This is a genomic window from Methylobacterium sp. E-045, assembly GCF_022829685.1.
GTDB lineage: Bacteria > Pseudomonadota > Alphaproteobacteria > Rhizobiales > Beijerinckiaceae > Methylobacterium.
Genome location: NZ_JAKSYE010000042.1, coordinates 1 through 15,831, shown reverse-complemented (window position 1 = coordinate 15,831; position 15,831 = coordinate 1). Strand labels below are relative to the sequence as shown.

The 15,831-nt window shown below is 65.3% G+C and carries 13 protein-coding genes and 1 pseudogene; 8 read left to right on the top strand and 6 right to left on the bottom strand.

Going from position 1 to position 15,831, the window contains the following annotated elements; translation table 11 throughout:
• Window positions 1-20: 20 nt before the first annotated feature.
• The 4 genes from MKK51_RS05050 to MKK51_RS05035 all read right to left on the bottom strand — a co-directional run bounded on the left by MKK51_RS05050 (window position 21) and on the right by MKK51_RS05035 (window position 6,702).
• Window positions 21-1,610, bottom strand: a complete 1,590-nt coding sequence (locus tag MKK51_RS05050; RefSeq protein ID WP_243975386.1) for an ABC transporter substrate-binding protein — start codon at window positions 1,608-1,610, stop codon at window positions 21-23.
• Between the two features lie 62 nt (window positions 1,611-1,672).
• Window positions 1,673-2,824, bottom strand: coding sequence for a M20/M25/M40 family metallo-hydrolase (locus tag MKK51_RS05045; RefSeq protein ID WP_243975385.1), 1,152 nt, complete (start codon window positions 2,822-2,824; stop codon window positions 1,673-1,675).
• A gap of 3 nt (window positions 2,825-2,827) precedes the next feature.
• On the bottom strand, window positions 2,828-4,291 hold the full coding sequence (locus MKK51_RS05040; protein ID WP_243975384.1) for a M81 family metallopeptidase: 1,464 nt from the start codon (window positions 4,289-4,291) through the stop codon (window positions 2,828-2,830).
• Window positions 4,288-6,702 (bottom strand): penicillin acylase family protein, encoded by a 2,415-nt coding sequence (locus MKK51_RS05035; RefSeq protein ID WP_243975383.1) that lies wholly within the window; start codon window positions 6,700-6,702, stop codon window positions 4,288-4,290. Before MKK51_RS05035 ends, MKK51_RS05040 begins: the two co-directional genes overlap by 4 nt.
• A gap of 122 nt (window positions 6,703-6,824) precedes the next feature.
• On the opposite strand from MKK51_RS05035, the gene MKK51_RS05030 reads away from it, so the two are divergent.
• Window positions 6,825-8,282: an amidase gene (locus MKK51_RS05030; protein ID WP_243975382.1), complete on the top strand. Its 1,458-nt coding sequence runs from the start codon at window positions 6,825-6,827 to the stop codon at window positions 8,280-8,282.
• A 115-nt stretch (window positions 8,283-8,397) separates the two neighbouring features.
• Here the strand turns inward: MKK51_RS05030 and MKK51_RS05025 are convergent.
• Window positions 8,398-8,945 (bottom strand): annotated as a pseudogene (locus MKK51_RS05025) (DDE-type integrase/transposase/recombinase); the annotation flags it as partial.
• A 320-nt stretch (window positions 8,946-9,265) separates the two neighbouring features.
• Here MKK51_RS05025 and MKK51_RS05020 point away from each other — a divergent pair.
• From MKK51_RS05020 to MKK51_RS04995, 7 genes are all read left to right on the top strand, one after another.
• A complete protein-coding gene (locus MKK51_RS05020; RefSeq protein ID WP_243975381.1) occupies window positions 9,266-10,780 on the top strand; it encodes an amidase in 1,515 nt (504 codons plus the stop codon).
• A 98-nt stretch (window positions 10,781-10,878) separates the two neighbouring features.
• Window positions 10,879-11,499 carry a transporter gene (locus MKK51_RS05015; protein ID WP_243975379.1) on the top strand — a complete coding sequence of 207 codons (621 nt, stop codon included), beginning with the start codon at window positions 10,879-10,881 and terminating at the stop codon, window positions 11,497-11,499.
• A 162-nt stretch (window positions 11,500-11,661) separates the two neighbouring features.
• Window positions 11,662-12,291 (top strand): nitrile hydratase subunit alpha, encoded by a 630-nt coding sequence (nthA, locus tag MKK51_RS05010; RefSeq protein ID WP_243975377.1) that lies wholly within the window; start codon window positions 11,662-11,664, stop codon window positions 12,289-12,291.
• A 1-nt stretch (window position 12,292) separates the two neighbouring features.
• Complete coding sequence (locus tag MKK51_RS27135) at window positions 12,293-12,601, top strand: SH3-like domain-containing protein (protein ID WP_279600987.1); 309 nt, start codon at window positions 12,293-12,295, stop codon at window positions 12,599-12,601.
• A complete protein-coding gene (locus MKK51_RS27130; RefSeq protein ID WP_279600986.1) occupies window positions 12,601-12,951 on the top strand; it encodes an SH3-like domain-containing protein in 351 nt (116 codons plus the stop codon). Before MKK51_RS27135 ends, MKK51_RS27130 begins: the two co-directional genes overlap by 1 nt.
• Before the next feature lie 481 nt (window positions 12,952-13,432).
• Complete coding sequence (locus MKK51_RS05000; RefSeq protein WP_243975376.1) at window positions 13,433-13,843, top strand: nitrile hydratase accessory protein; 411 nt, start codon at window positions 13,433-13,435, stop codon at window positions 13,841-13,843.
• A gap of 74 nt (window positions 13,844-13,917) precedes the next feature.
• Window positions 13,918-14,952 (top strand): HoxN/HupN/NixA family nickel/cobalt transporter, encoded by a 1,035-nt coding sequence (locus MKK51_RS04995; RefSeq protein WP_243975374.1) that lies wholly within the window; start codon window positions 13,918-13,920, stop codon window positions 14,950-14,952.
• Between the two features lie 46 nt (window positions 14,953-14,998).
• Here MKK51_RS04995 and MKK51_RS04990 read toward each other — a convergent pair whose 3' ends face one another.
• The gene (locus MKK51_RS04990) at window positions 14,999-15,439 is read right to left on the bottom strand and encodes a MarR family winged helix-turn-helix transcriptional regulator (protein ID WP_243975373.1); all 441 of its coding nucleotides are present in this window, start codon (window positions 15,437-15,439) and stop codon (window positions 14,999-15,001) included.
• Between the last annotated feature and the right edge of the window lie 392 nt (window positions 15,440-15,831).

Below are 15,831 nucleotides of genomic sequence, written 5' to 3'. Positions count from 1 at the left end.
GAGGAGAGGCCGTACGAACGTCACTTCTTCTCGATGTTCCAGAACACCGGCGCGGGGGCTTCGAGGATGCCCTTGAGCTTGGGACCGGCCGCCAGCGGACTGATGAACTGGCCGGTCGGGTAGTACATGCCGACCGCGTAGGCCCGCTCCTGGACCGCCTTGGCGATGGCGACCTGCTTGGCCGGATCGATCTCCAGGGCGTAGGCGTCGCGCATCTTCTCGATCTCGGCATCCTCCGCCCAACCGAAGAAGCCGCCGTTGCGGCCGCGCGCGTTGACGCCGACATTGCTCACCGGGTTCAGCATGTCCGCGTTGACCCAGGTGGTGTGGAATATGTTCCAGCCGCCCTGGTCCACCGGGTCCTGCTTGGCGCGGCGTCCCACCAGGGTCTGCCAATCCATCGATTGCAGGTCGACATTCATGCCGATCTTGCGCAGCGCCTGCGCCGTCACCGGCCCCAGCGGCGCGGCGATGGCGAGGTCCGTCGGCTGCATCACGACGATGGGCTTCCCGTCATAGCCCCCTTCCTTCAGCAGTTGCTTGGCGCGGGCGAGGTCGGTCTTAGGCGCGCCGGCATCGGTGGCGTTGGGCGTGTTGCAGACGAACATCGCGAGACACGGCACCATGTAATCCGGGTCGCCGATCTGGGCGTCGAGGTAATCCTGCTGGTTGACGGCCAGCAACACGGCTTGGCGGATCTTCTCGTTGTCGAAGGGCGGGTTGACCCAGTTCATCCGAAGCATTCCGGAGACGCCGAGCGTATTGTAGTTGATGATCTGCACACCGGCCCCCGCCTTCAGGATCGGCAGGAAGTCATGCGGCGGCTGCTCGATGTAATCGATCTCTCCGTTGATGAGCGCGTTCACGGCGGTCTGGTAGTCGGGAATATTGAGCCACTCGACGCGGTCGACCTTCACCACCTTCGCGCCCGAGGTCCAGCTCGGCGCCTCGCTGCGCGGCACGTAGTCCGGGTTCTTCTCATAGACGACCTTCAAACCGGGCTGAAACTCGGCCTTGACGAAGCGAAACGGGCCGGAGCCGATTTCCTCCGGCACGTTCTTGTCCGCCGGTGTTTCGGCGATGCGCCTGGGCATGATGAACGGCACATTCGAGGACGGCTTGCCCAGGGAGGTGAGAACCAAGCCGTAGGGCTGTTTCAGCTTGAGGGTGAAGGTCTTGTCGTCCACCGCATCGAGGGAGGCGGTGTAGGCCATGAGCTTCTGGCCCATGCTGTCGCGCTTGCCCCAGCGTTGCAGCGAGGCGATGCAATCGGCCGACGTCACCGGGGTGCCGTCGTGGAACTTCAGCCCGTCGCGCAAGGTGAAGGTGTAGGTCAGGGTGTCGTCGCTGACGCTGTAATCCTTCACCATCTGGGGCTGGACCTTGAAGTTCGCATCGGTGGCGAACAACGTGTCGTAGATCATGTAGCCGTGATTGCGGGCGATGTAGGCGGTGGTGATGATTGGGTCGGTGATCCGCAGGCCCGAATGCATCACGGCGCGGATGGTGACGGGCTTGGCCTGCGCCATCGCCTCACTCGTGACGGCTCCGGCCGCCATCGCAGCGAGGGCCAGCGCCGCCCGGAAACCCGTCCTGAACGCCTTGTCCATGGAATTCCTCTCCCACGCCGCGATGCGGCTCTCGTGACGAAGTGTATGCAGGATGCAGGCCGTTACCGTTCGTCGAGCCTCGCCATCAGGCCCGCCAGCAGCCTGGCGCGATGCGGCAGGGAGGCGGTCAGCACATGCTCGTCGAGGGTATGGTAGCCGGCGCCGCAGGGGCCGAGACCGTCGAGGGTCGGGATGCCGAGATTGCCGGTGAAATTGCCGTCGGAGCCGCCGCCGAAGCTCTCATGCGGGAGTGCCGAGCCGAGGCCGACGGCGATCGTTCGGGCGGTCTCGTAGAGCGCCATGGTGCCGGCATCGGGCTCCCAGACCGGGCGGGTGACACCGCGCGACACCGCGAACGCGACGCCGTCCGCCTCTCCGGACAGGGCGAGCATCCGCTCGACGCCGCGGTCGAGATCGCCCTGCCGCTTGGCCATGCTCAGCACCTCGGCCCGGCAGGTGGTGGCGACGCAGTTCACCCATTGCCCGCCCTGGACGATGCCGACGCTGAAGGTGCAATCGGCATCCGACATCGCCTCGATGCCGATGATCTGCTGCGCCATGGCCCGGATGGCCGAGCGGCCGTCCCCGAGACGTGCTCCCGCATGGCTCGGACGTCCGGTGGCGGTGAGATCGAACCGGGCGATGGCATAGCGCCCCGTGAGCACCCCGTCCCCCGGCTGGCCGGGCTCCGGCACCAGGACGTAGCGGTGCCGGGACGCTTCCGCCTCGATGAGATCGCGGGTCGATGGGCTGCCGACCTCTTCGTCGCTCGTGAGCAGGAAAGTGACCGGGAGCGGCGTCTCGATGGCAGCTTTGCGCAAAGCCTTCACCGCTTCGAGGGCGATGAAGTTACCCCCCTTCATGTCGAGGATGCCGGGGCCGTAGCAGCGTTCCCCCTCCACCCGCCAGGGGAGGGCGGCCAGGGTGCCGATGGGATGGACCGTGTCGAGATGGCCGAGCACGAGGATGCCCGGCTCGTCCCGGCGCGGATGCGGAAAGCGGGCGCGGACGCAATCGCCGAAGCCCATGCGCCCGGAAATCGTCTCCACCGCCGCGCCTGCCATGGCGAGGTCACGGGCGGCGACGCCCATCATCCGGTTCACCGCCGCCCTGTCGTGGGTCGGGCTCTCGCACTCGATCCAGGGGCGAAGGCCCGCGAGCAGGCCGTCGAGGTCGAACGGAAGGTCTTTCAGAGCGAAATCATCGAGAGCCATCGATCACTCCTGTGCGAACGGGTCGGCGATGCGGGGCCAGTAGGCCGGGTCGCGCTTGGTGTAGGGAATCGCTCCGTAATCCGGGGGAACCGCACCGGGGGCGGCGACGTAGCGAATTTCGCTGGCGATGGGGGCGAAGGCCGCGTGGAAGTGCTGCATCGATTTCACCACGACGATGCGCTTGTCGTCGAGGGTGAGGCCGAGGCCGGTATAGGCGTCCGGGGCGAAGGGCTGCTGGCGCTGCGTGGCCAGAACGATATGAATGCCGTCCGCCTCGATCCAGGCGCAGGGACCGAGCTGCGCGCGCCCGCCGCTGAGGCCCCCCTGGCTATGAGATTCGGAGAGCCCGCGCACGGTGATGCGCAGGTCCAGGGGATCACCGGAGGTGACACCGCATTTGCCGGCGATGCGCAGATCGAACGTGGCGCCGATCCCAGCCTCGTGGCAGAAGCCCACCGCACCTGGATCCCAGTACAGGCCGGTAACGGCGTCGCGGACGCCCCGCTCGACCATCCGGGCCAGGATGGCGGTGTTATCGGAGGGAGCGCCCGCCCCGGCATTGTCCGCGATGTCGGCGAGCACCATCGGGCGCGGATCGCTGGAGGCCAGCGCCGCGTCGAGGGCGGCGTCGACCGTGTCGACCTTCGTGGCGGCCCCTTCTCGCATCGCCCAGACCTCCGCCGCGAGGGTTCGGGCGAGGGACGCGGCCTTGGCCGTATCGCCGTCGGCCACCACGAGCATCCGGGCGCCGACTTCGGCGACGTCTCCCCATGGAAAACCGTGTCCGAACGAGACGGACAGGATGCCGTCCCGGCCCTCCAGCGCCTCCATTCGCCGTACGAACCCGGCCACCGGCTCCGCCGTGGTGCGCCACATATTGACCATGCGGCAATCCTGGATCGCCATGACCGGGCGGATCGTCCCCGTGGCCGTGCCGATCACGAGGGGATAGAGGTCGCGCGCCCGCGCCACGATGTCGGTATGCGGGTATTCCTTGTAGATCACGACGACGTCGGCGGCCCGGCGGATCGTCTCGGTGAGATGGCAATGGAGGTCGAGTTCGACCCCGACCGCCACTTTGGGCCCGACCAGGGCGCGGACCCGCTCCAGGGTATCGCCCTCGCAATCGTCATAGCCTTGCGCGACCATGGCACCGTGCATGAACAGCAACACCGCATCCACCGGCAGCGCCGCTTCGAGGTCGGACAGCAGCGTGTCACGCAAGTCTTCGTAGACCGCTCGGAGGGTGATGCCGCCGGGCTGGGCGAAGGTGGACAGGCTTTCGACCACCGTGTGCCCGTCGCTCTCGGCCATCTCGCGCCAGGCCTTGAGGCCGATATTGCTCAGGCTCGGCGGGCCGAGGCTCCCATCGCGGCGGGCGTAGTCGGCGAGGAAGGCGGCCCTGCCCGTGGGAATGGGAGCGAAGGTGTTCGTCTCGGTGGCGAGGCCGGCTATGAAGATCTTCACGTGCGCGGCAACTCCTGGCCGGGTCGAATGGGCTGGCTGGGTCGAAGCGTGATGACGGTCTCGGTGGCCGCGTCCACGGCCTCGCGCGAATAGAGCAGGGGCACGGTCTCGCCCGCCGCCCAGGACACGGCATGGTCGGCGTAATGGCGGCTGTCGGAGCGGCCCGACTGGCCCGGCGCGTTCACGAACAGACTGGCATCCCAGTCGCCGACATCGACGACCATGCGGAACGAAGCGCCCGTGGTGAGGGCGCCGTCCATGGCGCGGTAATCCGCATGCATCACGGAGGCGGACGAACCGCCGACAGGCAGCGGACCGACATTCTCGCTGGCCGTACCACCGATGCCGGAGAGGGGATGCCGGAAGAACCCATGATGGAAGAGGCCCCATTCCCATCCGGCGGGATCGGTGCCGAACCGTGCCTCGCAATCGCGCCAAGCCGAGGCCAGGGCGCGGGTGACGAGGGCCGTCCGCGTGGCGTCGTCGAGGTTGGGGTGACCATGGTCGAGGGCGTCGAGCAGGGTCTCCGTGTCGCCGGGCCGGAACAGGTCGGCATCGGCCGGCTCGGGCGCCAGGGCGGTGACGAGGGCCGGGCGAAGGTGCCGGACCCAGAGGATCTCGATGAGGCAGGCGGCGGCGCTTCCCGCATGGAGGTAACCGTCGAAGCCGAGGAGCAGGCGGATGGCGGCGCGGGACGCCGCATCGTCGCCCGGGGGCAGGGCGGCCACGAGCCGGCCGAGGCGGAGGGCGGGTTCCGAGAAGACGTCGGCCTGCAGGCGGGCGGAGGCATCGAGCGTATGCCGGGCATCGTCCTCGAGGACGGACCGGATGCGCCGAGCCCGCCAAGGCTCCAGCCACTCGAAGCCCAGCTTGCGCGTCTCGGCCGGATAATCCGCCGGCAGGTTCATCTCGTTCGCGCTGAAGACGAAGCCGCATTCCGGGTCCACGTGGTGGGGCAGCACGAACGGATCGTGGAAACCGGCCCATTCGTAACGCCCGTCACCGGGGACCGGGAGCAGCCCGTCCCAGTTCGAGCGCACAGGCGTCTTGCCGGCCATGAACCATGCAATGGTGCCACCGGTATCGGCATAGACTTGGTTGGTGGAGGGTGCCGACCAATCACGCAACGCCTCGCGAAACTCCGTCACCGTGCTGGCGCCGAGATAGGCGAGACTGCCGAGATAGGCGGCTGTCCCGGGCTCGGACCAGACCGTCCGCACGGCGAAGGCCTGGTGTCCGACCGCATCCTCGCAGATCACAGGCCCGTGACGGGTGAAGGTGAGGGTGACCTCCTCGTCGGAGCCGTCGCGCACGGGGATGCGCTCGACGATCCGCGCCATGGCCTCCCAGCCCGCGCCATAGCGATAGAGGCCGGGATCGTCTGGATGCGTCTTGTAGACGAACAGGTCTTCCTGATCGATCGGCGCGATGGTGAGGCTGAAGGCGGCTATGCCGTTATGGCCGATGGAGATGCCCGGCAGCGCCGGTTCTCCGGCTCCGATCACGTCGAGCCCCGGCGCGGTGAGGTGAACGACGTAGCGCAGGGAGGGAAGCTGGTAGGCCCGATGCGGATCGCTCGCCAGGATCGGACGACCGGTGGCGGTGCGCGCACCCGAGACCGCCCAGTTGTTCGAGCCTTCACTGGCCTCCGTCGGCGCCACGGCAGGTTGGCGACCCGCGCGGTGGACGGTGCCGAAGGCATCGACCTCGCTCCATGCCCAACCCTCGGCGCGATGGGCGGCGAGGCGGGCCGGATCGAAACTCACCGGCGCGGTGGCGAGACGGAAGATTGTGAGCAGGTCTTCGGGCAGACGCTCGGGCGCCAGACCTTCCGGAATCACGGGGTCGTGGGCTGGGCTCAGTGCCTTGCGTAAGGCGTCCGGCGCGAGGCCGGAGCGTGCGAGGACACGGGCGCGGGCGACCTCCGAGGCGACGTTGCGGACGAGGGCATGGCTGCGGATCCGCACCACGTCTTCCGCGTCCCAAAACGCGGGCCGCGTGCCTAGGGAAGCGAATTCCGGAGGCAGCAGATCGTCCCGGTCACGGGTCAGGGCAATGAACGCGTTGAGCCCGCGGACGAAGGCCTCGACGACGGCCCTGGTGCGGGGATGGCCATAGGCCGCCCATTCGGCCTCCATGTCCCCGCGATACAGGAACAGCCGCGCGGCCCGATCCTGGGCCAGGTAGCCCGGGCCGAAATCTGCAGCGAGCAGGCCCAATCCCCGCTTACGCCACAGATCGAGCTGCCAGAGGCGGTCGCGGCCCGCATTGAAGCCCTGGACGAGGAAGGCGTCGTCCTGCGAGGCCGCCCGGATATGGGCGACGCCCCATCGGTCGAGGCGGATCTCGGCGGGCGCCGTCAACCCTTCGATGGAGAAGGCGGCGTCTTCCCGGTACATTGCAGCCGCCATCAACGCGGGTTCCATCGGAGCGTCTTCGGACAGTATTCTCGGCCTCCGGCACGCATCATGTATGCAATTCCATCCTGTATTCGGCGTTCTGGCAAGCCATGCGCCAATCCGGGAGTGATGGGATGAGCGGGATTTCTCCGATGCCGAGCCTGCCGCAGGGCGGGATCGTCGGCCTCGACGCGACGCAGATGATGGCGGCCATCCACGACCGCCACATCTCCTGTCGGGAGGTGATGGAGGCCCATCTCGATCGCATCGTGCTGGTGAACGGGCGAGTGAACGCCATCGTGTCCCTGCGTGATCGGGACGACCTTCTCGCCGAGGCGGACGCGGCTGATGCCGACCTCCGGCGCGGGCTGTGGCGCGGGCCGATGCATGGGTTACCCCATGCGGTGAAGGATCTGGCGCCGACGCGCGGGCTTCGCACCACGTTCGGCTCGCCGATCTTCGCGGAACATGTTCCGAAGGAGGATGCCCTGTTCGTCGAGCGCCTGCGCGCGGCGGGGGCCATCCTCATCGGCAAGACGAACGTCTCCGAGTTCGGCCTCGGCTCGCATAGCTACAACCCCGTCTGGGGCACCACGCTCAATGCCTATGATTCCGCCCTGAGTGCTGGCGGAAGCTCGGGCGGCGCCGCCGTCGCAACCGCCCTGCGCATGGTGCCCATGGCCGATGGCAGCGACTTTGCCGGCTCCCTGCGCAACCCAGCCGGCTGGAACGGCATCTTCGGGTTCCGGCCTTCCCAGGGCAGGGTCCCATCGCTGCCGGGTCCGGACGGCTATCTCCAGCAGCTCGCCACGGACGGCCCCATGGCGCGGACCATCGCCGATCTCGCCCTTCTCCTGTCGGTGATGAGCGGGCCCGATCCCCGCGCGCCCCTCTCCCTGGCGGAGCCGGGCCTCGCTGCCGAGTTGCCGCCGGGCAGAGCGAAGGGTGGCCGTATCGGCTGGCTCGGCGATTTTGTCAGTGCGCTTCCCCTGGAAGACGGTATCCTGCCGCTGTCCCGGACGGGCCTCTCCGCCCTCGAAGCCTCGGGATGCTGCATCGAGGAGGCCCGTCTCGGGATCAGCAGGGACGAGATCTGGGCATGCTGGCTGGTCTGGCGCCATGTCCTGGTGGGCAGCCGCTACCGGCCGCTCTATGACGATCCGAGCAAACGCGCGCAAATGAAGCCGGAGCTGATCTGGGAGATCGAGGGCAGCCTCGGCCTTTCGGCCGATGATCTCTACCGAGCGTCGGTGACGCGCACGCGCCTCTACCAGCGCTTCCTCGCGCTCTTCGAGGATTTCGATGCGCTGGCCCTGCCGAGTGCTCAGGTCTTTCCCTTTGCTCAGGCCACGCCCTGGCCCACGATCATCGCCGGCACGTCCATGGATACGTATCATCGCTGGATGGAAGTGGTGGTACCGGCGACCTTGTCCGGATGCCCCACAATCTGCCTACCGTTAGGCCCATGGGCACCGGACGGACGATCATCGGGGCTGCAGCTCATCGGAAGGCCGGGACAAGACGGGGCGCTGCTCAGCATAGCCAGTGCGTTTGAGGACGTGACTCAGCCCTCGGAGCGACTTCCCCCATGAAGAGATCCGTAAACCCAGGAGATCAGACCAACTGTCCGTCGTCAGATGATTTGGGACATTCAGCGGTGTTCAGGAGCGGAGGCTCTGGTCCATCTGGGGTAAGAGGTGAGACGTCCTGCGCGTGGTGGCGCAAGCGGCGATCCATCAGGGTCTGGCGCTTGATGCGTTCCCGCTCAGCCAGGATCCCTTTGCCGCGTCCGAAGTAGACGTCAGCGGGCGTGAGGTTGGCCTGCATCGTGGTGCACAGCTTCCAGGCCACGATGTCGCGTGAGAAGTCGCTACGCGGTCCTTCGGTTCGTCCAATACGGTCGACAGGTAGTACCAGCCCCAGCCAACGACCTTCAGGTAGGTGAAGTCCGTCTGCCAGAGCTGGTTGTGTGCGGTGGTCTTGTCTCGGAACTCGTCGGCGGCCTTGATGACGATATCGGCCGGGCTGGTGATCAGGTCCCGAGCCTTGAGCAGCCGGTAGACGGTCGCTTCCGAGACGAAGTAGCGGCGCTCGTCAGTGAAGCGCACCGCCAGTTCGATGCTGTCCTCGCCACGCAAGCCTTCCAGCACCACGCGGATCTTCTCCTCGGACGAGAACTGCCGACGTGTGGCCCGACGGATGTCCTTGATCACCGCTTCCACCGGCTTCTTGGCCGGTCCGGATGTCCGCTTCATCTTCGCTCCTCAGGGGCTACGACGAACCAGCCATCATCCGTTCATGAAGACCCTCAATCTGTCCCACAGGTGCTGACGTCGGACACGGACAGAGGGGCCGAATGCCCATGGATAGGGCACGCGAGTGCTGAAATTATCGCCGGAGAGATAGTTGATTTTTCTAGTTTCTTCATTCAGATTATTGCCGATCCGAGGGCGTGAATGCCGCTTTCGCGGCCAGGATGCCCTCACAAGGATCACGGGTATTCCTTGTCCGAGTCCGATCACGCGGCGCGGTGAAGCATCATGCGGCATGTCTCTTCTGAACAAAGATGGTTTCAATGACCGTAACGCGACCTTCCATTGAGACCATTGAAAAGATCGCTGCCGGCCTGGGCATGAGCCTGACCAAGGATCAGGCTTCCTCTTACTTGGAACTCATGCAGCCGAGCTTCGATGCCTACGACATCATCGATGGTCTTCCGGATCTCGTCCCCGAGACCCGCTATGCGCGGACGCCCGGTCACCGACCTTCCGCCGAGGAGAATGCCGGCAATGCCTGGTATTATCGGACCCGTGTGGAGGGGGCGCCGACCGGAAAGCTCGCCGGCCGGACCGTCGCGTTGAAGGACAACGTGTCCCTGGCGGGCGTTCCGATGATGAACGGCTCCTCGACATTGGAAGGCTATATCCCCGCCTTCGACGCGACCATCGTCACGCGCATGCTCGATGCGGGGGCGACCATCCTCGGCAAGGCTACCTGTGAGCATTTCTGCCTTTCCGGGGGCAGCCATACCTCCGATCCCGGGCCGGTGCACAACCCGCACCGGCAGGGCTACTCCGCCGGCGGGTCGTCGTCGGGCAGTGCGGCGCTGGTGGCGCTCGGGGAGGTCGACCTGGCGATCGGCGCCGACCAAGGCGGCTCGATCCGGATCCCGTCCGCCTTCTGCGGCACTTACGGCATGAAGCCGACGCACGGCCTCGTCCCCTATACGGGCGTCATGCCGATCGAGGCGACCATCGACCATGTCGGGCCGATCACGGCCAACGTTCGCGACAACGCCGTCCTTCTCGAGGTTCTCGCCGGACCCGACGGTCTCGATCCGCGCCAATCGGTTCATCCCAGCCAGGACTACAGCGCCCGACTGGATCGGGGTGTCGCCGGATTGCGGATCGGCCTGGTCACGGAAGGGTTCGGCCTCGGAAACATGGATGCGCGGGTCGCCGCGACGGTGCGCGAGGCGGCCGCCCGCTTCGAGAGCCTCGGCGCGCGCGTCGCGGAGGTCTCTGTTCCGGAGCATGCCCTGGGCGGCGCCCTCTGGCAGCCCATAGGGTGTGAAGGGCTCGTCGCGCAGATGATGCACGGCAACGGCATGGGCTTCAGCTGGAAGGGGCAATACGATGTCGGCCTCATCGACGCCCATAGCGCCTGGCGCCAGCGTGCCGACGACTTGTCGGCTACGCTCAAGATCTGCATGTTCGTGGGCCAGTACGGCATCGATCATTACCGGGGCCGGTATTACGCGAAAGCGCAGAACATCGCCCGGCGCCTGAAGGCCGGCTACGATGCTGCGCTCGGCAGCTTCGATCTGCTGCTGATGCCGACCCTGCCGATCGTGGCGCAACCCCTACCCAATGCGACCGTGTCGCTGGCCGATTACATCGGGCGCGCCTTCGAGATGATCGGCAATACGGCCCCGTTCAACATCACCGGGCACCCGGCCCTATCGGTCCCCTGCGGTCTGGTGGACGGCCTGCCGGTGGGCGCCATGCTGGTCGGCAAGTCTTTCGACGAAGGCACGCTCTACCAGGCCGCCGCTGCCTACGAAGCGGCCGTGGACTGGCGCGCCGCCTAACCGCGTCGCCGCGTCAGAGCCGGACCTGCACAACGCCACGTCCAGCCTCTCATCACTCCCTTTCCACCTGCGTCTCTTTCACCTCCAAGGGGCCCCTCATGTCCATCGCCTCTGCTTGTAAATGCAGGTTGATTCCAATCCTCGCGGCCTGCGCGACGGCGCTCGGTGAGCCGGCGATGGCGGTGGATGTCAACAGCAAGCTGGGTGGTGCATCGCTCAAATCGACCGGCGGCGGGGCGGACGTGATCCTGGCGGCTCCGATCTGGTTCGGCAACAATGCCCAGTCGGCCACTTACTTCGCCATCACGCCGTATCTCTTCGTTCCGGTGGGAAGCTATAAGATCGGCGATCCTCTCAACTTGGGCGAGAACCTTTGGAAGTTCGATCTGCAAGCTAGCTTGGCCCGGGGCCTCAGCCCCGACATCCTGCTGCAGGTCACCGGCAGCGTGATGTGGTACGACACGAACAGCGATGCGGTCGGCCGCGGCATCGGGCGCCTGGAGCAGGACAACACCTATCAGCTTCAGACCTGGCTTTCGTATCATCTCCCCGTCCGACAAGACATGGCGCGTCGCGGTCGGATATTCGAAGTATTGGGGCGTCCAGCAGAGACTGAACGGCGTCCTGACCGGCACGGCTACGGAACCCGACCAGATCTGTTTCGAGCTGTCCAAGTTCGTGACGCCGGACTTCTAGATCCTCGGATAGATCCTGCATGATATCGCCGCCATGGATGGCTTCCGCGAAGACATTCGCGCCACGATCCGCCTTCTCAAGATCCTCTAGGTGCCAGTTTCCCGGACGTGGTGCCGCGTCCGGTAACGATCTGAGGCCTCTTGTGATTCTCTTTGAACAATAGGATGAGGTAGGACCAGACCACCATGTCTCATGATCACGATCACACCGATCCCCCCGAAGACATCGAACTCCGAGTGAAAGCACTCGAATCCGTTCTGGCCGACAAGGGATTGATCGATACCAGCGCTTTGGATGAATTGATCGACCTCTACGAGACCAAGATCGGTCCCCGCAACGGGGCGAAAGTCGTCGCCAAGGCCTGGACCGATCCGGACTACAGGCAGCGCCTCCTCTCGGACGGTACGGCCGCGATCAAGGAGCTCGGCTTTTCCGGAGTGCAGGGCGAGGACATGGTCGTCGTCGAGAACACCCCCGACGTTCACAACATGATCGTCTGCACCCTGTGCTCCTGTTACCCCTGGCCGACCCTCGGCCTGCCGCCGGCCTGGTTCAAGTCCGCTCCGTATCGTTCCCGCGTCGTCATCGATCCCCGGGGCGTCCTGAAGGAGTTCGGAATCTCCCTGTCCGCGGAAAAGGAAGTTCGGGTCTGGGATAGCAGCGCCGAGCTTCGCTATCTCGTGCTGCCCGAGCGGCCGGCGGGGACCGACGGCTGGCAAGAGGACCAGCTCGTCGAACTGGTCACGCGCGATTCCATGATCGGTGTCGGCTTCCCCAAATCGGCGCCCGACAATCACCAGCAGGCGGGAGCGTGAGATGAACGGCATTCATGATCTCGGTGGGATGCACGGCCACGGCCCGATCAACCCACCACCGACGGAACCGGTCTTCAGCCATGAATGGGAGCGCCGCATCTTCGCGCTCTTCATCGGTGCATTTGGCGGCGGCCATTACAATGTCGACGAGTTCCGCCATGCCATCGAGCGGATGGACCCGGCCGAGTACCTGCTCGGCAGCTACTATGAGCACTGGCTCCACTCGATCGAAACGCTCCTCCTCGAAAAGGGTGTCGTTACACGGGACGAGCTTGATCAGAAGATCGCCGCGCTGAAGGGAGGACACTGATGCCCGTCGTCACAAAGGATATCGTTCCGCTTCTCGTTCAGACCGGCGCATCCGCACGGGTGGCGGAAGACATTCCTGCACGCTTCGTGCCGGGCGACACGGTCCTCGCCAAGAACGTCAATCCGGCGAACCATACCCGGCTGCCCCGCTATGTCCGCGGTAAGGTCGGAACGATCATGATGGACCATGGTGTCTTCGTGACACCCGACACGGCGGCGCATGGCCTCGGCGAGCATCCGCAGCACGTCTATTGCGTCCGTTTCACCGCCGCCGAACTCTGGGGCGGCGACGCCTCGTCGAAGGATACCGTCAACATCGATCTGTGGGACGATTATCTCCAACCGGCGTAGAGTGCCGCCTGCCGAAGGGGTTGGCGGTCCAATGCCTGTCCTGGGCGCGTGGAAATCTGGGCGCGTGGAAATACGGTGTCACACCGTCTCCGATGGAGCCGCGCGGCCTATTGCGAGCACGGGTTCGCTCTCCGTCCAGGTCGGGCGATTGCCTATGCCAACCCCCGTCATCCCGGGGCGCCACAGGCGAGCCCGGCCCCGAAGGGCCGCGCCGGAGACGTGCAATCCAGAGCCGCCGACGGCGCAAGGGATTGCAAGCTTCGTAGTGCTTAATCCCGGGTTCAGCGTTGCGGCCCCGGGACGACGGAGTGCCATCGTCTCTCGACGGCGTCCGAACGCTATCTGCTCACGATGTCAGCGGCTTGGCAGATGCGCGAATCCGCCGGCACGAACGACTGTGACCACCGACCCGAAAACCAGATCGCCCCTGCCCTCGGAGACAAGGATCTCATTCAACATGACTACGGCGGATCGCACGACGATGCTCGACTTGACCGAGACGGCCGATGGACGAACCTTCGACCATCCGTGGCAGGCACATGCCTTTTCCCTGACGGTTCAACTCTACAAGGATGGCCGCTTCACATGGGACGAGTGGGTACGCATCTTCAGTGCCGAGATTGAAGCCGCGCCTGCTTTGCCCGGCGAGAGCGTCAACGATGCCTATTACCGGCAATGGGTGAAAGCGCTCGAGGTTTTGATCACGCAACTCGGCATCGCGCCGCAGGATCAATTGGCCGCCCGAGCCGAAGAATGGCGGCGCGCCTACCTCAATACACCGCATGGACAGCCGATCCTGCTGGCGAACGCACTCTGCGCGCCGGCCGGCACGCACCACCATCACCATGCACCGCTCCGCGCGCCCATCGCCGTCAGCGCCGGCGCGCGCTGACCCGCGCGGGCTCGGCGGGCCGAGACGGCGGCCGACGACCTCGCATTTCCCGAGCGTTCCTTCGGACCCAAACCATGATCCATCCCCAGGGGCCGTCACTTCGGCGGCGCATCGTCGGCCTCTATGGCCTCCTCATCGGCGCGAACCTCGCGGCCTGGGTCTGGGCCTACACCGCGTTCTCCGACAATCCGACGGCGTTGGGGACCGCCTTCCTCGCCTACGCCTTTGGCCTCCGCCACGCGGTCGATCCGGACCATATCGCCGCAATCGACAACGTCACCCGCAAGGTCATGCAGGACGGGAAACGGCCGATGACGGTCGGTCTCTGGTTCGCGCTGGGGCATTCCAGCACGGTCGTTCTGGCGGCCATCGCAATCGCGCTCATGACGACGAGTCTCGCCGCCTCCTTCGAGGGGGTTCGCGAGGTCGGAGCCCTGATCGGAACGACGGTATCCGCCGTCTTCCTCCTGCTGATCGGCCTTCTCAACCTGGTGATTCTCGGTGACGTATGGCGCAGCTTTCAGCGCGCGCGCCGCGATGGAAACCGCGAGGTTGACGGATTCGACAAGACGCTGCCCGGGGGCGGGATCCTCGCGCGGGTGCTCAGCCCGCTCTTCCGGCTGATCTCGCGCTCCTGGCACATGTATCCGCTCGGGTTCCTCTTCGCGCTGGGCTTCGATACCACCACCGAAGTCAGTCTCCTCGGGATGTCGGCGGCGGAGGCCGGCCGGGGCTCCTCGCTCTGGCAGATTCTGGTGTTTCCGACGCTGTTCACCGCCGCGATGACCCTCGTCGACACCACCGACGGCATCCTTATGCTCGGTGCCTATGGCTGGGCCTACGTCAAACCCGCCCGCAAGCTCTTCTACAACCTGATCATCACCTTTACGTCCGCGATCGTCGCGCTCCTGATCGGGGGGCTCGAGGCGCTCCATCTGGTCAACGAAAAGCTGGCGCTCCAGGGCGTCTTCTGGAACTGGGTCGAGGCCGTCAACGAGAATTTCGGGGCCCTCGGTTTCGCGATCATCGGGCTTTTCGCCGCCGCCTGGATGCTGTCCGTCGCCTTCGTCCGGTTCAGCCAGCCCTACGAAAGCAAGGTCCGCTCCTGAACAATCCGATGCGCCGCATTGGTACGCCCGAATCCGGGCGGATCAGTCAGGGCCGCATCAGGCCACGCAACATCTGTGTCAGGTTCGCCGCCTGTACTTTGTCCAAACGCTCGATCAAACCGTTCTGCTGGCTCTGCGTGATGCCCTTGAGACGTCTATAAACGGCTTTCCCCTTGGGAGCCGTAAAGATCAGCACGCGCCGCCGGTCCTGCGCCGAGGGAGCGCGATAGACGAGCGCATCGGTTACCATGCGATCGACGATCTTCGTCAGGGTTGCGGGGTCGACCAGGACGGCCGATGCGAGTTCTCCCATGGGGCGCCCCTCGGATGCATTGAGGGCGCTCAGAATTCGGAACTGCTCGATGGCGATGCCTTCCGGGCGCAATGATTCCTGTAGATCCTCTTCCAACTGCCGATTTAAACTGGCGATCACATAGGCCAGATGCTCTTCATACTGCGGCTGTCGCGGCACGAGAAATACTTTCACTTCCAGATTACATGCCGGAAACTATAAACCGGGAATGTTGCAGTTTCAACCGTTCCGGGACGGGGTGGCGCTTTTTTAGTCTAGAATCGCTCTTCATGCCGAAAATCTATGCACATGGCGAGGAGAGACATTTGATAGTCTCCCGGCTCAAGACGAAGGACATTTGACGATGTCTGCAAAGCTCAGGGTCGCTCTGCTGATCCCCCGAACCGGCCCTGCTGGCATATGGGCCCCGTCCTGCGAGATGAGCGTGGTCAGCCCCCATTGAAGTGGTCCGCCCTTTAGTATGGCTTTTGAGCCTGGAGGACGGACAGAATGGCAAAGCACCCGAAGCCTGAGGAGATTGTCGCCAAGCTACGGCAGGCGGATGTGCTGATCTCACAGGGCCAGAG